The organism is Streptomyces sp. SID12501, from assembly GCF_010550245.1.
In the GTDB taxonomy this organism is placed as follows: Bacteria; Actinomycetota; Actinomycetes; order Streptomycetales; family Streptomycetaceae; genus Streptomyces.
Map to the genome: position 1 here is coordinate 216,813 of NZ_JAAGLU010000001.1, position 20,707 is coordinate 237,519.

Annotated in this window: 21 protein-coding genes; 10 read left to right on the top strand and 11 right to left on the bottom strand. The window is 70.1% G+C overall.

Annotated elements, in window-relative coordinates; genetic code table 11:
* The first annotated feature begins 147 nt into the window (after positions 1-147).
* From G3I71_RS00960 to G3I71_RS00980, 5 genes are all read left to right on the top strand, one after another.
* Positions 148-1,470: an extracellular solute-binding protein gene (locus tag G3I71_RS00960; RefSeq protein WP_164311910.1), complete on the top strand. Its 1,323-nt coding sequence runs from the start codon at positions 148-150 to the stop codon at positions 1,468-1,470.
* 125 nt (positions 1,471-1,595) lie between these two features.
* Positions 1,596-2,516: a carbohydrate ABC transporter permease gene (locus G3I71_RS00965; RefSeq protein ID WP_164311911.1), complete on the top strand. Its 921-nt coding sequence runs from the start codon at positions 1,596-1,598 to the stop codon at positions 2,514-2,516.
* On the top strand, positions 2,513-3,424 hold the full coding sequence (locus G3I71_RS00970; protein WP_164311912.1) for a carbohydrate ABC transporter permease: 912 nt from the start codon (positions 2,513-2,515) through the stop codon (positions 3,422-3,424). Before G3I71_RS00965 ends, G3I71_RS00970 begins: the two co-directional genes overlap by 4 nt.
* 7 nt (positions 3,425-3,431) lie before the next feature.
* A complete protein-coding gene (locus G3I71_RS00975; RefSeq protein WP_164311913.1) occupies positions 3,432-5,150 on the top strand; it encodes a hypothetical protein in 1,719 nt (572 codons plus the stop codon).
* 48 nt (positions 5,151-5,198) lie between these two features.
* Positions 5,199-7,046 (top strand): hypothetical protein, encoded by a 1,848-nt coding sequence (locus G3I71_RS00980; protein ID WP_164311914.1) that lies wholly within the window; start codon positions 5,199-5,201, stop codon positions 7,044-7,046.
* Between the two features lie 63 nt (positions 7,047-7,109).
* Here the strand turns inward: G3I71_RS00980 and G3I71_RS00985 are convergent, their stop codons facing one another.
* The 3 genes from G3I71_RS00985 to G3I71_RS00995 form a co-directional block, all read right to left on the bottom strand.
* Positions 7,110-7,799: a nucleoside/nucleotide kinase family protein gene (locus tag G3I71_RS00985; RefSeq protein ID WP_164311915.1), complete on the bottom strand. Its 690-nt coding sequence runs from the start codon at positions 7,797-7,799 to the stop codon at positions 7,110-7,112.
* A 13-nt stretch (positions 7,800-7,812) separates the two neighbouring features.
* The gene (locus tag G3I71_RS00990) at positions 7,813-8,931 is read right to left on the bottom strand and encodes a serine hydrolase domain-containing protein (protein WP_164311916.1); all 1,119 of its coding nucleotides are present in this window, start codon (positions 8,929-8,931) and stop codon (positions 7,813-7,815) included.
* A gap of 90 nt (positions 8,932-9,021) precedes the next feature.
* Complete coding sequence (locus G3I71_RS00995) at positions 9,022-9,429, bottom strand: molybdopterin-binding protein (RefSeq protein WP_164311917.1); 408 nt, start codon at positions 9,427-9,429, stop codon at positions 9,022-9,024.
* 115 nt (positions 9,430-9,544) lie between these two features.
* On the opposite strand from G3I71_RS00995, the gene G3I71_RS01000 reads away from it, so the two are divergent.
* Together G3I71_RS01000 and G3I71_RS01005 are read left to right on the top strand one after the other, a co-directional pair.
* Entirely contained in the window at positions 9,545-10,591 is a 1,047-nt protein-coding gene (locus G3I71_RS01000; RefSeq protein ID WP_164311918.1) for a permease, read from the top strand.
* Positions 10,588-11,370 (top strand): TIGR03943 family protein, encoded by a 783-nt coding sequence (locus tag G3I71_RS01005; RefSeq protein ID WP_164311919.1) that lies wholly within the window; start codon positions 10,588-10,590, stop codon positions 11,368-11,370. Before G3I71_RS01000 ends, G3I71_RS01005 begins: the two co-directional genes overlap by 4 nt.
* Before the next feature lie 21 nt (positions 11,371-11,391).
* Here the strand turns inward: G3I71_RS01005 and rpmF are convergent, their stop codons facing one another.
* The 5 genes from rpmF to G3I71_RS01030 all read right to left on the bottom strand — a co-directional run bounded on the left by rpmF (position 11,392) and on the right by G3I71_RS01030 (position 14,340).
* A complete protein-coding gene (gene rpmF / locus G3I71_RS01010) occupies positions 11,392-11,556 on the bottom strand; it encodes a 50S ribosomal protein L32 (RefSeq protein WP_164311920.1) in 165 nt (54 codons plus the stop codon).
* A 95-nt stretch (positions 11,557-11,651) separates the two neighbouring features.
* Positions 11,652-12,644 carry an ATP-grasp ribosomal peptide maturase gene (gene tgmB, locus G3I71_RS01015; RefSeq protein ID WP_164311921.1) on the bottom strand — a complete coding sequence of 331 codons (993 nt, stop codon included), beginning with the start codon at positions 12,642-12,644 and terminating at the stop codon, positions 11,652-11,654.
* A gap of 15 nt (positions 12,645-12,659) precedes the next feature.
* Positions 12,660-12,851: a putative ATP-grasp-modified RiPP gene (tgmA, locus tag G3I71_RS01020; protein ID WP_164312055.1), complete on the bottom strand. Its 192-nt coding sequence runs from the start codon at positions 12,849-12,851 to the stop codon at positions 12,660-12,662.
* A 228-nt stretch (positions 12,852-13,079) separates the two neighbouring features.
* Entirely contained in the window at positions 13,080-13,451 is a 372-nt protein-coding gene (locus G3I71_RS01025) for a DUF6479 family protein (RefSeq protein ID WP_164311922.1), read from the bottom strand.
* Between the two features lie 76 nt (positions 13,452-13,527).
* On the bottom strand, positions 13,528-14,340 hold the full coding sequence (locus G3I71_RS01030; protein ID WP_164311923.1) for an SAM-dependent methyltransferase: 813 nt from the start codon (positions 14,338-14,340) through the stop codon (positions 13,528-13,530).
* 204 nt (positions 14,341-14,544) lie between these two features.
* On the opposite strand from G3I71_RS01030, the gene G3I71_RS01035 reads away from it, so the two are divergent.
* The gene (locus G3I71_RS01035) at positions 14,545-16,224 is read left to right on the top strand and encodes a hypothetical protein (RefSeq protein ID WP_164311924.1); all 1,680 of its coding nucleotides are present in this window, start codon (positions 14,545-14,547) and stop codon (positions 16,222-16,224) included.
* A gap of 98 nt (positions 16,225-16,322) precedes the next feature.
* Here the strand turns inward: G3I71_RS01035 and G3I71_RS01040 are convergent, their stop codons facing one another.
* A complete protein-coding gene (locus G3I71_RS01040; RefSeq protein WP_164311925.1) occupies positions 16,323-17,669 on the bottom strand; it encodes an MFS transporter in 1,347 nt (448 codons plus the stop codon).
* A gap of 139 nt (positions 17,670-17,808) precedes the next feature.
* On the opposite strand from G3I71_RS01040, the gene G3I71_RS01045 reads away from it, so the two are divergent.
* The gene (locus G3I71_RS01045) at positions 17,809-18,168 is read left to right on the top strand and encodes a metalloregulator ArsR/SmtB family transcription factor (protein ID WP_164311926.1); all 360 of its coding nucleotides are present in this window, start codon (positions 17,809-17,811) and stop codon (positions 18,166-18,168) included.
* A 91-nt stretch (positions 18,169-18,259) separates the two neighbouring features.
* Here the strand turns inward: G3I71_RS01045 and G3I71_RS01050 are convergent, their stop codons facing one another.
* On the bottom strand, positions 18,260-18,985 hold the full coding sequence (locus tag G3I71_RS01050; protein WP_164311927.1) for a DUF1775 domain-containing protein: 726 nt from the start codon (positions 18,983-18,985) through the stop codon (positions 18,260-18,262).
* A gap of 72 nt (positions 18,986-19,057) precedes the next feature.
* On the bottom strand, positions 19,058-19,726 hold the full coding sequence (locus G3I71_RS01055; protein WP_164311928.1) for a hypothetical protein: 669 nt from the start codon (positions 19,724-19,726) through the stop codon (positions 19,058-19,060).
* A 212-nt stretch (positions 19,727-19,938) separates the two neighbouring features.
* Here G3I71_RS01055 and G3I71_RS01060 point away from each other — a divergent pair, with 212 nt between their 5' ends.
* Positions 19,939-20,700 (top strand): sulfotransferase, encoded by a 762-nt coding sequence (locus G3I71_RS01060; RefSeq protein WP_343242801.1) that lies wholly within the window; start codon positions 19,939-19,941, stop codon positions 20,698-20,700.
* Positions 20,701-20,707 lie beyond the last annotated feature (7 nt).

Genomic DNA, 20,707 nt, shown 5'->3' on the forward strand with positions numbered 1-20,707 from the left:
GGCCAGAACGGCTGGGGATCCCGCCCCGCGTGGACGACGCGGCCGGGCGAGGCTGCGCCCCCCGAAAGCAAACTTTCCTGCAAACTGCACCCGTGCCGTCTCGATCGGCGCCGTGCTCTGTCCCCTACCGAAAAAAAGGGATCGAAGATGACCACTGTGGGTGTGCGGCGCTCCAGCCGACTCGGCCGCGGCGGTATGCGCCGCCTGGCTCCCCTCGCTGCCGTTGCCACGGCAGGTGCCCTGCTGCTCTCCGCCTGCGGTGGGGGGTCGGACTCGGGCGGTACGTCCAAGTCGCTGACGTTCTGGATCTCCACGGTTCCGGGGCAGGACGCGGGCTGGAAGAAGGTGGTGGCGCAGTACAAGAAGGAATCCGGCGTCAACGTCAAGCTCGTCAACATCCCCTACGACGGCTACACGACGAAGCTGCACAACGCCGCGCAGGCGAACTCCCTGCCCGACGTGGCGGCCGTGCCGGCGCTGGACCCGATCTGGTCGAACAAGCTGATCGACCTCAAGTCCATCGCCAACAACGCGACCAACAAGATCAACGCCAACTTCCTCGCGAAGGACTCGTCCGGGAAGGTGCTGGCCATCCCCTCGGACGTCACCGCGTCCGGCCTGTTCATCAACAAGACGCTCTTCGAGAAGGCAGGCGTCTCCTTCCCGGCCTCGCCCGCGACGACCTGGACCTGGGACGACTTCATCAAGGCGGCGGACGAGGTCCGCGTGAAGGCCAAGGCCAAGTACTCCCTGACGTTCGACCAGTCGCCGTCCAGGCTCCGCGCCATGGTCTACGAGATGGGCGGGCAGTACGTCCACGCGGACGACTCCGGCAAGTTCTCGGTGGACGCGGCGACCAAGAAGGCCGTGAACTACTTCGTCGGACTGAACGACGACAAGACCATGCCGAAGTCGGTGTGGACCAGCGGCGCCGACCCGTCGGCCATGTTCCAGAGCGGTGACGTCGTCGCCTACTGGTCCGGCGTGTGGCAGGTTCCCGCCTTCGCGGAGACCATCAAGAAGTTCGAGTGGGCGAGTGTTCCGACTCCCGCCCAGCCGGTGCAGGCCAGTGACGTCAACAGCGGCGGCCTGACGGTGGGCTTCAACAACAACGCCGACGCGTCCGCCGCCGCGACGAAGTTCCTGTCGTGGCTGTACGAGCCGGCCCACTACCAGACGCTGTGCGAGGCGTCCGGCTTCCTGCCGGTCGAGAGCGGTCTGACCCCGACGTACCCCTTCAAGTCCGCTGCGGCGCAGGCGGCGTACAAGCTGTACAACGAGTCGATCCCGCTCTACGCCCCGATCTCCGGCTACTTCAGCGGCGCGCAGACGAACTGGGTGCTGAAGGGCAAGAGCCTCACCGAGGACCCGACCAAGACGGAGCTCGGCAAGGCGATCAACGGCCAGCAGACGGCTGACAAGGCCCTGGAGAACATCGTGGCCGGCTACAACCAGCAGGTCGGCGGCTGATCGTAGGCCCGAGGGCCGGGCGGCGGGGTCGAGGACACCGCCGCCCGGCCCTGGGCGCCCACGCAATGCCGGGCTCATTTGTATGAGTCCACCGGAATCCATTCCACCAGCACGGAGTCAGGAAGATGACAAAACGCGCCTCGGACGTGTCCGCCGTGTCCGCGAGCCCGCCCAGGAGACGCAGTAAGTACACCCTTGCGCCGCTCGTCCTCATCGCGGCCAATGTCGTGCTCTTCTCGCTGTTCTTCGTCTGGCCGGCGGTGATCGGGCTCGTCTACTCCTTCACGAACTACACGGGTGTGGGGGCCTTCCAGTACATCGGACTGGACAACTACCACAACCTGCTCGGGGACTCCACCTTCTACGACGCGCTGACCCGGACGCTGCTCTACGCGGTGCTCTTCGTACCGCTGAACTTCGGGCTCTCGCTGCTCGCCGCCAACCTGGTGGTGAACAAGCACGCAAAGGGCGCGTCGGTCGCCCGCGTCATCTTCTTCATCCCATGGCTTCTGTCGCCCATCGTCGTGGGTGTCCTGTGGCGGTGGTTGTTCGGTGAGAACTTCGGACTGGTCAACTACGTCATCGAGAAGTTCGGCGGAAGTGCCGTTCCGTGGCAGTCCAACGAGGACCTGTCGCTGATCGTGGTGGTGATGGCGGCATCCTGGGCATGGACGGGCTTCTCGATGCTGCTGTTCATCGCGGCGATCAAGAACGTACCGGTGTCGTACTACGAGGCGGCCTCGCTCGACGGCGCCGGCCCATGGCGTCAGTTCATCAGCATCACGCTGCCGAGCATCGCGCCCACCTCGTTCATCGTCATCCTGCTCAACACGATCAACGCGATGAAGGAATACCCGGTGTTCGTCGCCCTCAACAACGGTGGACCCGGCACGTCGAACAACCTGCTTGTCCAGTACATCTACGAGACCGGCTTCAAACGGGGCCAGATCGGCTACGCGAGTGCCGCGTCATTCGTGCTCATGCTCATCCTGATGGCCGTCGCGATCATCCAGCTGATCGTCAACCGGCGGGTGGAGAACCGATGACAACCACAGACATGCCCCGACCGGCGGACGCCGATCCCAAACGGGCCGTCTCCAAGAAGCGGCCCAGTAAGGCCAGCAGGGCGGGCAGCGGCGGGCTCCGGCGGGCGGTGTCCGCGACGACACTGCTGTGGATCATGGCGTGCCTGTACGGGGTGCCGGTGCTGTGGTTCATCCTCAGCTCCTTCAAGCCGGCCAGCGACCTGTTCTCCTATCCGCTGACGCTGGTTCCGCACAACCCCACCCTGTCGGGTTTCAAGGCGGCGTGGGACAGTGCCAACTTCTCCCAGTACTTCATCAACACGGCCCTCGTGTGCGTGATCACGACGATCCTCACGGTGGGTGTCAGCTGCTGCACGGGGTACGCGCTGGCCAAGTACGACAACAGATGGCTCAAGGCGTTCTTCATCTGCATCCTGGCCACCACGATGCTGCCGGGCGAGGTCATGCTCGCCCCGGAGTTCCTGGTGGTCCGCAACCTCGGCCTCTACAACTCCTTCGCCGGCATCATCCTCCCGGCCGTGCTCACCGCGACCGGCTGCTTCATGTTCCGCCAGTTCTTCCTGACGGTTCCCGACGAACTCGTGGAAGCCGCACGCATCGACGGCGCGCGTGAGCTGTCGATCTTCCTGCGGATCATGGTGCCGATCTCCCGGCCCATCATGCTGACCCTCGCCATCCTGTCCTTCCAGTGGCGGTGGAACGACTACATCTGGCCGCTGCTGATGCTCAACGACCCCAACAAGTTCACGGTGCAGATCGGCATCCAGAGCATTGTGGGCGCGCAGAACATCAACTGGTCGGTACTGCTCGGCGCATCGGTCATCTCCATGATCCCGCTGATCCTCGTCTTCCTGGTCTTCCAGCGCTACGTCATGGGCGCCGACATCAACGCCGGACTGAAGGACTGACCCGACCGTGCCCACCGCGCTCGACCACGAGTTCGTCCGTGCGGCGGCCCGCGCCGCCGACCGGCAGGCCGCCCCGCTGGCGGCCTGCCCGGACGAGGAACCCGCCGGCGTGACCCACCGCGTTCTGGCCCGCCGGGTGAGGACTCTGGTCGCGGCATACCGTTCCCCGGACTCGGCACTGCACGGCAGCGGGCAGGCCGTCGCCGCCGCGATGACCCACCTCGGTGCTCTGCGGGCCGCGCAGACCACCGTCGGCCTCTTCGCCGGCGGCGACAACGTGCAGTCGCCGCCGGACTCCGCCTTCACCGTCAACGACGTGTGCGACGCGCATGTCCTCGCCGCCGGCGCGGGGCCGGAACTGCGCGACGTCACTGCCGCGCTCGCCGAGATCGCCGGCGCCGCCTCGGGCAGTCTCCTGACGGGCGGGGTGCACACCCCGAACCACCGCTGGGAGCTGTGCGCGGCGCTGGCCCGGCTGCACCGGTCGTTCCCGGACGACCGGCTGCTCGACCGTGCCGAGGAGTGGCTCTCCGAGGGCGTCGACATCGACGCGGAGGGCCTGTACTCGGAACGCAGTGCCGTCTACGCGTCCCTCGTGACCAACCCCTCGCTGCTGTTGTTGGCCGAGGTGCTCGGGCGTACCGACCTGCTGGACGCCGTCGAACGCAACCTCGCCACGACCCTGGACCTGATCAGGCCGGACGGCACGGTGGAGACCGTCCACTCGCGCCGCCAGGACCAGAAGCTTTCGTTCCCGCTGTGGCTCTACCTGCCGCACTACCGGCTGCTCGCGATCCGCACCGGCCGGGGCGACTTCGCCCGGGCAGCGCGGCTGGCCGCCGCCGACGGCATCGACGACCCCGACCTGCTCGCCCAGACCCTCCTCACCCCGGACCTGTGCCACACCCTGCCGGCCCCGGTCGCGGAGACACTTCCGCGCGACCGGTACCTCCCCACCGCACGCCTCGCCGCACACGCCTCGGCCACCGCGCACACGGTGGTGTACGGCGGCTCCGACATGCCCGAGCACCGGCGCATCCGCTCGGGCCTCGCCTGCAACCCCACCTTCCTGCGCATGTTCGCCGGCGACGCCGTCCTCGACGCGGTCCGCCTCTCGCGGGTGTTCTTCGACCTGGGCCCGTTCCGCGCCGCCGACATGGAACAGCTCGCCGACAACCGATACCGGCTCACCCAAACCCTCACGACCGCCTACTACCAGCCGCTCCCGAAGGACCGGAGGCGCGACGACGGCGCCTACCGCCTGGTGGACGAGGGCCGCTTCTCCGCGGCGATGGCCTTCCCCGACCGCCCTCAGGACGAGGTCTCCCACACGATCCGAGTCGAGGTCGACCTGCGGGAGGACGGGGCCGACCTGCGGATCGACATCAGCGGCCCACCGGTGCCCTGGGCCCTCGAACTGACCTTCCGGCCGGGCGGCGAGCCGCAGGGCGCCGTACCGATCGGCGACGGACGCTGGTGCCTGACGACCGGGCCGATGACCTACCGGGTCGGCGACGACGAGATCCGGGTCGAGGCCGCCGTCGAGACGGGCGAACCGCTCGCCGGACCGGACCGGAGCGACGTGCTGCGGTACGACCCCGGTCAGGACCACACCGTGGTGGGCGGCACCGACGCGACGACCGGGAACCGCGTCTATGTCGGTGGACTCGGCCCGCACACACTGACCGTCGCACTGCGCGCCCGCCGACCCGCACCCGTCGTGTGACTTCGACGACCACACCATGGCCACCCCAGGCATGAAGGGCTGAGGGCATTGCATCTCCCGCACCAGCGAGGGCCGTTGCACGATCTGCCGGACACACCGGCCGACTACGACGGCCTCCTGAACGCCGTCGTGGGTGAGGCGCTCACTCGCCTCACCCGCGACGGTAACCTCGAACACCCCGACACCGACGACGACATCGGCGACACCTCCCTCGGGATCACCTCGCTGCTGGCCTTCGCCTGGCAGCGTGACAAGGACCCACGCCTGCCCGAGGCGGTGGCCCGCAGCCTCGCCTTCCACCTCAGGGAGCGGGTCTACACCGAGGACAATCCCGGCTATCCGAACCTGAGGGTCCGCAACTCCGGTTTCCCGTACGCCCGTTACGTACTGGAGTCCGGCGCCCACCCCATCGGCGACTGGCCGAGCACGGTGTGGGCGCTGCTCCAGGCGGTGAACGTCCTGGACGCGGCCGAGGGACTCGTCGCCGACGAACAGCGCGCGGAACTGGTCGGGTTGGCGCACGGCTACTGGCGCTGGCTGACCGAGGCGACCTTCTTCAACCCGCAGGAGGCCGGCAACCAGGCCATCGGCTGCGTCGTGGGCGGCCTGATGCTGGCCCCCCATCTCCCCCCGGAAGAGGGGCAGTCGGTACGGTCGCGGGCGATCTCGTTGTACGTCGACAAGATCCGCGCACACCGGGTACGGGACCGGGGCGCGGCCCTGCCGCCCGAGCACGGCGGCGCCTACGACAACAACTACGGCCCGATCTCCCTCTCCTTCCTGGCCCAGGCCCACCGGGTCAGCGGCGAGGAGATCTTCGCTGAGGACGGCGAGGCGCTGGCCCGCTATGTCGACGCCCGCCTGACGAACGGAGGCTACGACAACGGCGGCCCCCGCTACAGCGAGCAGCACTCCGCCTTCGAATCGGTCCTCGGCCTGCGCTACTTCGGCCACCGCATCGGCGCCGACCTCGGCCGCTACCGGGGCGACAGCCGCTGGGCCCGTCACGCGGTCAGGCAGGACGGCGGCATCGACGGCCACTTCGCGTGGATGCTCATCTGGCAGATCCAGGACACCACCCCCTGGCACCGCATCCCCTCGACCGAACCGCTGCGCCACCAACTCCGCGCGGGCACGGTCTCGGTGGCCTTCGACGACAGGATGACCCCGTCACTGGTCGAGGCGGCGGGCACGTACTACCTCCCGGCGGCGGTGGGCCGCCAGCACGGCTTCGGCCCGGTGGCGGACGGTTTCCTGCTCTGCCGCCCGATGGGCGAGGTCCGGGTACGCGACCTGCGCACCGCCGACTTCGCGGCCAAGCTGGTCACCAAGCCCGTCGTCGGCCGCGACCACGTTCTGCGTCACACCCGGTCCCTGTACGTCACGGACGGCACGACCCTGTGGGTCACGGTCGCCGTCGAACACCTCGACGGCACCCCGTACCTGCTCGCCGGCCTGCCGTACGCCACGGACGACGGCAACCGGGTCCGCCGCACGGCGGAAGCCACCGACGTGACCTCCGCGGGCCCCCTGCGTCTCACTCACCCCCAGGCGGAGGGCGTGGACGCCTTCGACGCCCGCACGGAGACGACCCAGGAACAGGCGGCCTTCGCCCTCGCGGCCGACCCGCGCGGCTACGGCAACCCCGACGAGGGCTGGCGCCACCTGGTCACCTCCACGGCACTGGAGGCCGACCCGGCCCCCGGCGCACCGGAGGGGCTGAGCGTCTTCGCCGTACGGTACGGCGGTGACGGCGACGCCGGGTTCGCGCCGGTCTTCGAGACCACGCCGGACGGCCTGCGAGTGAGCACCGAGGCGTTCACGGCCCTGATCGGCGAGGCGGCGGGCGACGCCCACGGTGAGCCGGAGCTGACACTCGTCGGCCGAGAGGGCTGAGCAGGACCCCACATGACGTACGAGGCCGAGCAGCTCACCCGCGCGCTGCTCGGCCTCGTCGTGTCACCCGGCAGCCGGGTATCGCAGCGCCCCCGGCACCACCAGATCCGCCCGGTCCCGGGTCGCGGCGACCAGGTCGGCGTTGCGCTGGTCCGTGCCCCGCACCCACGCGACGGCCGTGTCGTGGTCCTTGCCGAACTCCTCGTGCCGGGCGACGAGCCGGCGGACGCGCTCGTCCTCGGCCAGCTCGCAGAACCACACCTCGTCGATCTGGGACCGCACCCGCGACCACGAACGCTCCGCGAGGAGAAGGTAGTTGCCCTCGGTGACGACAAGACGGGCCGACGGAAACACCGGGATCGCGCCCGCGACCGGCTGCTCCAGGACTCGTTCGAACCCCGGCGCGTAGACGGTCTCTGTGTCGCCCGCCCCCTTGTCGTCCTCACGCAGCCGCCGCAGCAGAGCCGCGTATCCCGCCGCGTCGAACGTCTCCGGAGCGCCCTTGCGGTCCCGCAGGCCCAGCCGCTCCAGCTCGACGTCCGCGAGATGGAACCCGTCCATCGGCACATGGGCGACCCAGGGAGCGCCGTCGCCGTTCAGCGCCCGGACGAGCCGCTCGGCGAGTGTCGTCTTGCCCGCGCCGGGACTCCCGGTGACACCGAGCACGGCACGCCGGTCGTCCCGGACCAGCTCCCGGGCCCGGCGAAGGAGATCGTCGAAGGTGGGTGCGGGGGAGGAGAGGGGGCGTTCCACGCGGCCGAGTCTCTCACCCGGACAGTCCTTCGTAGGCCGCCGCCAGCATCAGGAAGGCCCGGTCGTCGCCGAGTCCGTCCGCGTCGAGCATGCGGTTCATGACGTACGCCACCGTCAGGCGCGCGTCCATGTCGACCAGGACCATCGAACCGCCCCAGCCACCCCAGAAACACGTGCGGGGGTTGGGGAGTTGGCCGTTGCTCAGGCCGTACCCCAGGCCCCAGCGCATGGGCACGCCCAGGACCGAGTCCGTCCCGGCGAACTGTTCCTCCAGGACGCGTTCACAGCCCGCCTCCGACAGCAGCCGTACGCCTCTCGCGGTGCCGCCGCAGGACAGCAGCGACTGGACGGCGGCGACCGAGCGGGCGTTGCCGTGGCCGCCCACGGCCGGAAGTTCCGCGCGCCGCCAGGCCTCGGTGTTGGCGGTGGCGGACGGAACGTGCGGGTTGCCGGGGCGGTCGCGCGCCAGGGCGGCGTTCGGATCGAGCACCCGCTCGGGCGGCGCGATGACGGGCGCGACGCGGTGGTCGTGCTGGGCGGCCAGTCCGATGTGGAAGTCGGCGTCCAGCGGCCCGGCGATCTCCTCGGCGAAGAAGGCACCGAGAGTGCGGCCGGTGACCCGGCGGACCACCTCGCCGACGAGGTAGCCGTAGGTGATGGCGTGGTAACCGCCCTCGGCGCCGGGCTTCCAGGCCGGGGCCTGGGCGGCGAGGCGGGCGGTGGCGGTCGGCCAGTCGTAGAGGTCCTCGACGGTCATCGGCTCGTCCCAGGTGGGGAGGCCCGCGGTGTGGCCCAGCAGTTGCCGTACCAGGACGTCTTCCTTGCCGTTCGCGGCGAACTCGGGCCAGTAGCGGGCGACCGGCGCGTCCGGGTCGAGTTCACCCCGGTCGGCGAGAACCAGGGCGCACAGGGCCGTCATCGTCTTCGTCGTGGACCACGTGTTGGTGAGCGTGTCGCGCTCCCACGGCACGGTACGGGCCTCGTCGGTGTGGCCGCCCCACAGGTCGGCCACCGGTTCGCCGTCGAGGTACACCGCGACGGACGCGCCGACGTCCTTGTCGTCGAGCGAGGCCGCCAACGCCGCCCGTACAGGGGCGAACCGGTCCGTGCACGTGCCGGATGTCTCCACCATGCGGCGACCGTAGCCAGGCGTCGCCGACACGGCCACCGATTATTTCCGGCCCCGCGCCCGGCCCGTACGCACACCGGCGGCGCGCGCCGCTCAGGTCCGGTCGATGTGCACGCTCGTCGACTTCACCCGGGCCGTCGCCTCCACCCCGACTTCGAGGCCCAGCTCCTCCACGGCCTCCCGGGTCAGCAGCGACACCAGCCGGTGCGGGCCCGCCTGGATCTCGACCTGAGCGGCGACGTCACCGAGCTTCACCGCCGTGACGATGCCGGGGAAGGCGTTACGGGCCGAGGTGTACGACGGCTCCTCCTCGCCGGAGCCGGTGCCCGCGCCGGAGCCGGCCAGTTCGATCGAGAACGCGGCCAGATCCCGTCCGTCGATCAGCCGCCGTCCGCCCTCGTCGCGGTGGGTCTTCACCCGGCCCGCATCCGCCCACCGCCTCGCGGTGTCGGGGCTCACGCCCAGCAGACGGGCGGCCTGACCAATGGTGTAGGACTGCATACGCGCCAACCTAGCTCGTTCCCCGATCTCGCAAAATGAGCAACCGCGCCCGTCCCGGCGTACTGAAGTGGTAGGGAACGCACGCAATACAGCCACGCCCGGAGGTACCCCACCCGTGAGCATCACCAAAGCGGCCCCGCCCGGGGCCGGCCACCGCGACACGGAGGCCCCGCCGGACGAGGCGAAGGGCAGTGCGACGGGCGAGCAGCAGGGCTGGCAGTTCAGTTCGCCGCTCGTCCTGACCATGCTGATGATCCTGGTGGTCGCCCTGCAGGGGCCGATCCGCCGGGCGGTGTCCGCGCCGGTGATGCAGAGCTGGATGACGGTGTTCGTCGCCGTCGTCGTGCAGGCCCTGCCCTTCCTCGTCCTCGGGGTGCTGCTGTCGGCGATGCTCGCGGTGTTCGTACCGCCGTCGTTCTTCGTGCGCGCCCTGCCCAGCCGGCCCGCCCTCGCGGTGCCGGTCGCGGGGATGGCCGGAGCGATCCTGCCCGGCTGCGAGTGCGCGTCCGTGCCGGTGGCCGGCGCGCTGGTGCGGCGGGGTGTCGCCCCGGCGGCGGCGCTGGCGTTCCTGCTCTCCGCCCCGGCGATCAACCCGATCGTGCTGACCGCGACCGCCATCGCGTTCCCCGGCAGGCCGGAGATGGTCGTCGCCCGGTTCGTCGCGAGCCTGCTCACGGCGTGTGCGATGGGCTGGCTCTGGCAGCGGCTCGGCCGCACCGACTGGCTGCGTCCCCCGGCCCATCCGTCGGACGAGGGACTCGGCAAGGGCGCCGCGTTCTGGAGCTCCGTACGGCACGACGTGATGCACGCCGGCGGCTTCCTGGTCGTCGGCGCGATGGCCGCCGCCACTCTGAAGTCCGTCGTGCCGGCGAGCTGGCTGAACCTCGCGGCGGACAACCCGGTGGTGTCGGTCCTCGCGCTCGCCGTCCTCGCGGTGCTGCTGTCGATCTGCTCGGAGGCGGACGCGTTCGTCGCCGCGTCCCTGACCCAGTTCTCACTCACGGCCAGGCTGGCGTTCCTCGTGGTCGGCCCGATGATCGACCTGAAACTCTTCGCCATGCAGACGGCCACCTTCGGCCGCGGGTTCGCCGTCCGCTTCGCACCGGCCACCTTCGTCATGGCCGTGGCGTCGGCGGTCCTCGTCGGGGCGGTGCTCCTGTGAACCGGCAGGCACAGGTGGTCGTCCTGTTCCTGGTCGGCGGAGCGATGGTGCACGCCGGCACCACCGACCTCTACCTGCGTTACGTCAAGGCAGGGCTCCAGCCGATGGTCGTCGGCGCCGGCGCGGTGCTGATGGTGGCCGCGCTGGCGACGGTCTGGTACGAGCGGAAACACTCGAAGACCGGCCCCGACAACGAAGTTCACGGCCACGACAAGGAGTCGCACGAACACGACGAGGAGCTGCACACAGACGACGGGGAAGTTCACGTGCACCGTGAACCGCGCGTCTCCTGGCTCCTGGTGCTGCCTCTGTTCGCGCTGATCCTGGTCGCACCGCCCGCCCTGGGCTCCTACAGCGCCCTGCGCACGGGTACGGCCCTCCAGGCGCCGCTGGCCTACCCGCCCATGCCCGCCGGTGACCCCGTACGCCTCAGCCTGGTCGACTACGCGGGCCGCGCGGCCTACGACCACGGGCGCTCGCTGGGAAACCGGCGGATCGCGATCACCGGGTTCGTCGCACTCGACGGCAAGGGCACCCCGTACCTCGTGCGCATGGCCCTCAACTGCTGTGCGGCGGACGCCCAGCCGGTGAAGGTCGGCCTGACCGGCCGGATCCCCCCGGTGCTGCAACCGGACACCTGGCTCGAGCTCACCGGCACCTACACCGATCGGCAGACCAAGGACCCGGTGAACAAGGGACGCATCCCGTTCTTCGACATCGCCGAGGCCAGGCCGGTCCCGACCCCGCGCGACCCGTACGACGAGAGCTGGAACAACTGACGCCCGGGCCGGGGAGCCCGGTCAGGGCTGGATCAGGCCGCGCTCGTACGCCTTGACCAGCCGCTGCGGAACCATGTGCTCGACCCCGTCGACGGTGACCGGCACCAGCTGGGCCGTGGTCGCCTTCCACTGGGCGCGGCGGTGGCGGGTGTTGCTGCGGGACATCTTCCGCTTGGGAACGGCCATGGGAGTCCTCCTCGGTCTCGGTTGGCAGGCGAGACAGGACGCTACATGAAAACGGATCCCATTAACAGTTTGGTGCGGTCGGCCCGGACGGCCTCTCAGGGAGCCATGCGCATGGAGCCCTGCGGGTCATGGGGATACGGCGGCGCGTGCGGCCCTTCCCCGGCCAGCCAGTCGGCGACGTACCGGGCTATCGGCTGCCCGGTGTCCATCTCGACGAAGCCGAACTGACCCGACTGGTTGCATTCGAGGAACCACCAGACCCCGTCGAGATCCTCCGCGAAGTCGAAGGCCCCATAGGCGAGTTCGGCCTCCCGCAGATACCGGTGCACGGCCTCGGCGACCGGCGTCGGCACGTCGACCGGCCGCCACGGCTCGTCGGAGGGCGCGAAGCGGACATCGATGTCGTCAGGGTGCGCATTTGCCGCGACGGCCTTGCGGGCGGCGAGGATCCGGTCGCCGACCACCGTCAAACGGATGTCGGCCCGCTTGTCGACCCGGCGTTGCAGCAGGGTCGGTCCGAAGGTGACGGCCGTGAAGTCGACGTCGGGCGCCACCCGGCTCGTCGGCACCACCCTGGGCGGCTCCTGGGGGTGCGATCCGGAGACCGGCTTGACGACCAGGTCGGGAAAACGCCGCGCGAAGTCCCGGGCGGCCTGCGGAAACGTGGTGATCAGCGTGGCCGGGACGTGGAGTCGGCTGCGCTGTGCGAGATGCAGCTGCCAGGGCTTGTGGCGGGCCCGGGCGGCTGCGTCGGGATGGTTCATCCAGCGCGCGCCGGTACCCCGGAGCATGCCGTAGAAGGCCTGCGACGCCTCCTCGGTGAGCCAGCCGGACGGTGCGGCGGCCCGCGCCCCCGGAACCCCCGGCCTGCGCACCCAGACGGACCGCAGCCCCTCCATGCTCACCGCCCTGCCGCCGACGGAGAGATGCCCGCGAAAGGCGTCGTCGACGTACTCGCCGGACAGGGAGACCTCGCCGGGCAGATCGGCGGGATCGAGTCGGACCACGGGAATGCCGGTGTCGTTCAGCCGGGCCACCACCAGATCCGCCGTCACATCCTCCTCGGACGTCAGGACCAGGACCGTCATCGCGTCAGGTCCACGTCAGTCATCGAAGTGCGTCTTGGAACCGGCGGTCGACGTAGTGGACCCGAATTCGCGCATCACGGCATGGTCATGAGCGGCAATACGCCCGCCCGGCAGCACATTCAACTGCAGTCCGCAGTCATAACTGTACGGAGCGCTCACCTCCAACTGTTCTGCTGGGCGCGCGTAGTTCAGGACGAACAGCTGCATCGCTTCTCCTCGATCGGCGACGACGTCGGTCAAGTGGATGGTGGAGCTCCGGTAATACAACTGTCCCGTCCCGCTTGCCCCGCCTCCAAGGAGTTATACGAATCGAACGCGTGAATGGTTGCCTCCCGTTGGCGGCAACTGCGTCCGGGCAGCCTTTTGCGAGCCGCCACCCACGCTCGCGGTTCGCGGAGCCGGCGTCGCAGGGTCGGTGCCAGAGCCGCGAACGGGTCAGTGGCGGCCCAGGCCACCACTGCCGAAGGAGCCGCTGGAACCGGGATCCCAGCGTCCCCGCTGCTGGTCCTCCCGCCGCTTCGTCGACGCGTGATGAAGATCATGCGGCATGAGCCGCTCCCGCTCCTGAGCCGCGCGCGGCATCTCGTCCGGCTCTCTCATCTCACGGACCTCGTACACGGGGCCGGAAGGCGGAAGTGTGGGTTGTTCGTCAGGGCGGGGCCGGGCGGATTCCCGGTCCCGGACCCGCATGCCGAACCAGAAGGCCCAGATCAGTGCACCAGCGATGAACAGGCCCGCGACAAATGCGGCCGTTACGTTGAGTAGATCGCTCGACGCGGCCAGTAGTTCAGACGTTGTCGTACTCATATACCGATTATCGCCGACAGTGTATGAATGCGCGTCCGAAATGAAGTCTGTGAAATCTCTGTCTTCTTCTTGTCGGTCAGGGCTTCACGGCGACGGCACCGAATTGCGGAAGAGCGGCTGCGGAGCCGCTCTCCGGGCGCCACCGCGCACAGGAGACGAGCCCCGGGTCGAGAAGGTCCAGGCCGTCGAAGAAAGCGGCGACCTCGGCACGGGGGCGGGCGGTGATCGGCGGCGTGGCGTTCTCGTTCCAGAACTTCATCGCCTCGATGTTTCCCTCACCGTCGAGGTCCGAGTCGGTCGTCGGATGGGTCAGGACCAGATAACTTCCCGAGGGCACCGACGCCATGATCCGGCGCACGATGTCCTGTGCCTGGCCCGTGTCGAGCACGAAATTCAGGATGCCGAGCATCATGACGGCGACGGGCCGCTCGAAGTCGAGGGTCTCCGAGGCGCGCTGCACAATGCCGTCGGGGCGGTGGATGTCCGCGTCGATGTAGTCCGTGGCACCCTCGCGCGTGCCGGTCAGGAGCGTACGGGCGTGCGCGAGCACGATCGGGTCGTTGTCGACGTACACGATCCGTGACTCGGGCGCGAGACGCTGAGCGATCTCATGGGTGTTGTCCACCGTCGGCAGTCCGGTTCCGATGTCCAGGAACTGCCGCACTCCCCGCTCGGCGACCAGGAAGCGCACGGCTCGCCCGAGGAAGGCGCGGTCCGCGCGGGCCACGCTGCGGATCAGCGGGAACATGGCGTCGATGTGGTCACCGACCCCCTGGTCGACGACGTAGTTGTCCTTGCCGCCGATCCAGTAGTTCCACACCCGCGCGTTGTGGGCCACCGAGGTGTCCAGCCGGCCGCGTCCCTCTGACGTGCTGCCCTGCTCGCTCACGTCGCTCCCTCTCGTCACTTCCCTTGCCCCGCACGGACATTGACGAGCACACGGGCCGTCAACATCGTTCGCGCCTACGAGGGTGATCTTATGGCCGGGCTCCTGGCGGCCGGCGCGGGAGGCGGCGGAGCCGGTGCCGCCGTGCGGCGGCGCAGGCCTCTAGTCTCGCCGGACAACAGGCGCAGGGGAGCGGGAGAGAGACCGATGGATGACTACGGCTACGACCTCGGTACCCACGGGCGGCGGGTGACGACGTCGTCCGCCGAGGCCCAGAAGTGGTTCGACCGGGGTCTGGTGTGGACGTACGGCTTCCACCACGAGGAGGCCGTCGCCTGCTTCGAGGCCGCCGCCGCGGCGGACCCCGACTGCGCCATGGCCCACTGGGGCATCGCGTACGCCCTCGGCCCGAACTACAACAAACCCTGGGAGTCCTTCGACGGCGAGGACCTCGCACGGACCGTCGCCCGTACCCACGCCGCCGTCGAACTCGCGCAGCGGAAGGCGGCCGGTGCCACGCCCGCCGAACAGGCCCTGATCGGCGCTCTGCGGGCCCGCTACCCGCAGGCTGAGGCCGTCGAGGACTGCTCGGTGTGGAACGAGCCCTACGCCGACAGCATGCGGACGGCGTACGACCTCGCCCCCGACGACCTCGACATCGCCGCGCTGTACGCCGACGCGCTGATGAACCTGACACCTTGGCAGCTGTGGAACGTGCGCACGGGCGAGCCGGCCGAGGGCTCCCGCACCCTCGCCGCGAAGGCCGTCCTGGAGCGGGCGATCGCGACCGGGGCCGGCTCGCGCCACCCGGGTCTCCTGCACCTCTACATCCACCTGATGGAGATGTCCGCCACTCCGGAGACCGCCCTGCCCGCCGCGGACCGACTGCGCGGCCTGGTCCCGGACGCCGGCCATCTGCAGCACATGCCCACACATCTGGACGTCCTCTGTGGCGACTACCGGCGCGTGGTGGCGGACAACGGCGCGGCGATCGTCGCCGACGAGAAGTTCCGTGAGCGGTCCGGCGCGATGAACTTCTACACCCTCTACCGGGCGCACAACCACCACTTCAGGATCTACGGCGCGATGTTCCTGGGGCAGTCCAGGACCGCGCTCGAAGCCGCCGCGCGACTTGAGGCCGCCGTCCCGGAGGAACTCCTCCGGGTGCAGAGCCCGCCCATGGCCGACTGGCTGGAGGGCTTCCTCGCGATGCGCGTCCATGTGCTGATCCGCTTCGGCCGCTGGTCCGACATCCTCGGACTGCCGCTGCCCGCCGACCCGTCGCTGTACTGCGTGACGACGGCCATGCTCCGGTACGCCCGAGGGGTCGCCCTCTCCGCCACCGGCCGGATCGCCGACGCCGAGGCCGAGCGGGACCTGTTCCGCGCGGCGCTCACCCGGATCCCTCAGACCCGGATGCTGTTCAACAACACCTGCGCCGACATCCTCGCCGTCGCGTCCGCGATGCTCGACGGCGAACTGGAGTACCGCAAGGGCAACCACGAGGCCGCCTTCGCCGCGCTGGAGCGCTCGATCGAACTGGACGACAACCTTCCCTACGACGAGCCCTGGGGCTGGATGCAGCCCACCCGGCACGCCTACGGCGCCCTTCTCCTCGAACAGGGCCGTGTCGCCGAGGCGGAAGCCGTCTACCGGGCCGACCTCGGCCTCGACGAGACGCTTCCGCGCGCTGTGCAGCATCCCGGCAACGTCTGGGCCCTGCACGGGTTCCACGAGTGCCTCGTCCGCCTAGGCAGGGACGGGGAGGCACGGATCGTGGCCCAGCAGCTGAAGATCGCGCTCGCCTCGGCGGACGTACCGATCGAGGCGTCCTGCTTCTGCCGCCTGGACGTCGGCACGGGCGGCGTGGACCAGGGCTGTTGCTGAGGGGGCGCCGGGCCTCACAGGCACCGAGGTGACCTGCGACGACTGCTGCGCAGACCCGCAGCCACAGCCGGCCACCTGCTGACACCGGACCGGCATGGTCAGCCGTGGGCGTGCAGGCCGTCGAGGAGCGGGTGGTGGCTGTGGCGCCAGCCGCTTCCGACCCGTCGTGCGTCGGCAAGGTGCGGGTGCCCGGCGGGGAGACCGGCGTGCTCGTGCTCGACGGGTGCCGGTTCCCGTGCGGGCCACAGGCGTACGGCGAGCAGCGCGGCGGCCAGGGCGACGGAGCCCAGGGCGAGCACCGCGGACCGGAGTCCGGCCGTCGCGCCGAGCCATCCGGCCAGCGGGTATGTGACCAGCCAGCAGCTGTGCGAGAGGGAGAACTGGGCCGCGAACGCGGAGGTGCGCGCCTCCTCGGGCGCCGCCCGGCGGATCAGCCGCCCGGTCGGAGTGAGCACCATCGAGCAGGCGGCACCGAACGCGCCCCAGGCGGCCAGCAGCGCCGGCCAGCGCCAACTGCCGCCGCCCGCCACGGTGACGGCGCCGAGAACGACGAAGACCGGGGTGAGCAGCAGCCCTCCCCGCAGCATCACCGCACGGTCCGGGACGCGGTCGAGCATCCGGGGCAGGAGTAGCGCCACGACCATCGAGCCCGCACCGAACGTGCCGAGCGCCAGCGGTACGTCACCGGCGCTCCTACCGAGCTGGTCGCGGACGTACACGACCGTGTTGACGGTGACCATGGCGCCCGCGGCGGCCACCGCCAGATCGAGGGCGACCAGGGCGCGCAACTGCGGAACGGCGAGGAAGAGGCGGGTGCCCGCGGTCGCCCTCGCACGGACACTGCCGCTCTGTGGGGCCACGGGTATGGAGACGCCGGCCTTGGGCAGTACGGCGGAGGTCACCAGGGCGGCCGAGGCCAGGAAACCGGCCACCGTGCCCAGGAACAGCCAGTTGTAGGTGATCAGTGACAGCAGCGCGGCGGCGAGGGCCGGGCTGAACAGACTCTCCAGGTCGTAGGCGAGCCGGGACAGGGACAGGGCCCGGGTGTAGTCGCGTTCGGCGGGCAGTACGTCCGGCACGACGGCCTGGAAGGTGGGGGTGAACGTGGCGGACGCCGCCTGGAGCAGGAAGATCAGGACGTACACCTGCCAGACCTGGTCCACGAACGGCAGCAGCAGCGCGACCCCGGCCCGGGTGAGATCCGCCCCCACCAGCAGCGCCCGTCGCGGCAACCGGTGGGCGACCGCGCCGACGGCCGGGGCGATCGCCACGTACGCCAGCATCTTGACGGCGAGTGCCGTGCCGAGCACCGACCCGGCGTCGGCGCCCGCGAGGTCGTAGGCGAGCAGGGCGAGGGCGACCGTCGCCAGGCCGGTGCCGGTCAGGGCGACGACCTGGGCGGTGAAGAGGCGGCGATAGGTGCGGTTGCGCAGTACGGCGAGCATGCGGCGATCCCTTGGCCGGTCGGGGAGCGGGCGCGATCCGACCCCACTGTAGCCATGGGTGCGCACTTGTGCACATGTTGATGCGGGAATCGGTACGGCGACACCCTCGACGGGTCCGCCCTGCCTCTACGCTGAGGTCATGCCTGCTCGCGAGACCTTGCCAACTGCGGCCGATGCACACCTGCGTGCCCCGGACAGCGCGCGTCTCACGGAGGCGACCGAGGTGTTCGCGCTGCTGTCCGACGCGACGCGGCTGCATCTGCTGTGGCTGCTCGCGCAGGGCGAATCCGACGTCGGCTCGCTGACGGAGCGGTGCGAGGCGTCGCGGACGGCGGTCAGCCAGCATCTGGCGAAGCTGAGACTGGCGGGGCTGGTGGACACACGGCGCGAGGGGCGGTACGTCCACTACAGCCTGCGTGACGGGCATCTGCGGCGCCTGGTGATGGAAGCGTTGAGCCACGCCGACCACCGGGTCAGCGGCAGGGCGCCGCACGACTGAGGGCTGCGCGCACCCAGGGCCTGGGCTGGATACATGCAGCAAACGGGTGGGTGGGTGGGAAACCAGGCCTGGGCTGTATCGGCCTTGCCTGTTACTCCTGGCCGGCGCCCCGGCGTCGTACGAGATACACCGCCGCACCCGCCACCACGACCACAGCCGCCCCGATGCCGATCCAGGCGCCCGTGGACATCCCACCGTCGTCGTCGCTCGTCGCCTCCGTGGCCTCGGCCGTGGGTGTCGGCGACACGGACGGAGACGCGGTAGGAGACGCGGACGGCGACTCGGTCGCCGTCTCGGTCGGCGACGGGCTGACCAGCTTCGCACCCGGCGCCGCAGCCTTCAGCTTGAGCACCGGCGCGGGCTGCTCACTGCTCTCGTCCAGTTCGATCCAGCGGTCGATCTTGCCGTCGCTGTAGGTCTGCAACGACTTGAAGGCGAGTTCCTTCACATCGGGAAGCTGCCGTACGACGACGGAGTACTCGGCGTTCACGCCGGCCTTCAGGGCCGGGCCCTTGATCGTGTAGCCGTCGTCGGCGGTCGTGAACTTCCAGCCCTTGGGGCCCTCGCCGTAGGTCACGTCGCCGGGCGCGATGCCCTTGGGCAGGATCACCCGGACCGCGGCGATACCGGCGGTGTCGGACTCCGCCTCCGCGTCGAAGGAGATCTCGACGTTCTCGGCGAGAGCCTGGGCCTTGTCGGACTCGACCTCCACGTGGGCGGCGGCCGGTCCGGCGGTGAGAAGGACGAGGGTGCCGGCAGCGGCTGCCAGGAGGGTAAGGCGTCGCGCGGTGCCGTGCTGGGCGGGGGCAGTGAACATGGGTGTCTCCGGGTCTTTCCGGGCGTGCGATGGCACAGAACGGCCGACCTGCGTCGGGCCGCTCCTGCGGGGTCAGTTGGCGAGAGCGAGCCACGTCGACGGAGGGCCCCGGCGTACCAGCACGTCCGCGAGAAGAGCGCCCCTGAGCGGCGGCGGGTTTGTCCGTCGCGGGCCCCGCACCCGTGATCCGCGGCCGGTCGGCGCCTGCCGGCCGGCGAGCAGCGCCCGTACGGTGGCGATGCGTGTCCGCACCGCCTCGACGGCCCCGGCCAGGCCGCGTGCCAGCGACCAGCAGGCCGCGTCCGCGCGGTGCAGGAGCACGGCGACGAGTACGGCGGCCACGGCATGCAGGACGGTCATCGCGGCCGAGTGGTGGGGCCCGCCCGGCCAGGCCCCATGGGCGGGCATCGCATGATGCACATGCGCGGGCATGGCCGTGGCTGTGGTCGGCGACGCCGGGTGGTGGTGCGAGTGGGCGGCCGACAGCCACACATGAAGTCCGGTCTGCGCCGCCGCGCTCGTGACCACCACCGCGGCAAGCGAACGCGGGCGCCGGGTACCGACCAGTCCCACGGCGAACAGCAGCACCGCCGCCGCCACGCTCGACCGCCACGGGGCGGGCCCCTCGGCGACCAGGTGATGCGCGCTGACCCCGAGCACCGTGCCGACGACCGCGAACACCGCTGCCCGGAACACGGGCAGTGGCGCTGAGTGTGTCGTCGGCGTACGGAGCATGGTCATGGCCCGCCCATCATCAACCATGCGGCGGCCGGGCAGGGACCGGGTCTCAGGAATTTCTCATTCCTTTCCCATGGCGGACCCAGGCATTGGTCACAGGATGGTCAAGCACCCAAGGGGGAGTTGGGGTTCTGAACGCCGGGGGGCAAGGAGGCACGGTCATGGTCCTGGTCGGTCCGGAAGTACGCCGAGTGGCTCGTGGGTTGAGACGGCGCGTGCGGCAGTTCGCGGAGCCGCCTGTGCCGCAGTCGGCCCACCGGCTCGTCCCGGACCCGGTGTTCGTGATCTCCTCCGTGCGCTCCGGCTCCACGCTCCTGCGGGTCCTGCTCAACAGCCACCCGCAGATCCGGGCGCCGCACGAGATGCACCTGCGCACCCTGGCGGTCGACCTCACCAAGCCGTACACCAGCAAGGCCATGGCCCAACTCGACCTCGATCAGCGCGAGTTGGAGTACCTGCTGTGGGACCGCATCCTGCACCGGGAACTCGTGCGCAGCGGCAAGCAGATCATCGTGGACAAGACGCCGGGCAACGCGGGCTTCTGGGAGCGGCTCGCGGAGGGCTGGCCGAAGGCCCGGTACGTCTTCCTGCTGCGCCACCCCGCGTCGATGGTGAGCAGTTTGACCAACAACCGTCCCGACCGCGACCTCGGCGCGACCGTACGGGAGGTGCGCATGTACGTCGAGGCGGTCGAAGCGGCCAGGAACGGGCTGGACGGTCTCACGGTCCGCTACGAGGACCTGACGGAGCGGCCCGAGGCGGTCACCCGGGAGGTCTGCGCATATCTCGGTGCGCCCTGGACACCGAAGATGCTCGACTACCGCAAGGTCGATCACGGCCCCTTCGTGCCGTTCATCGGTGACTGGAGCGAGAACATCAAGTCCGGGAAGATCCAGCAGGCCCGACCGCTGCCGGACGCCGAGGACGTCCCGGAGGCGCTGCGCGACCTCGCCCGCGCCTGGGGGTATCCCTGTTGAGCCGACT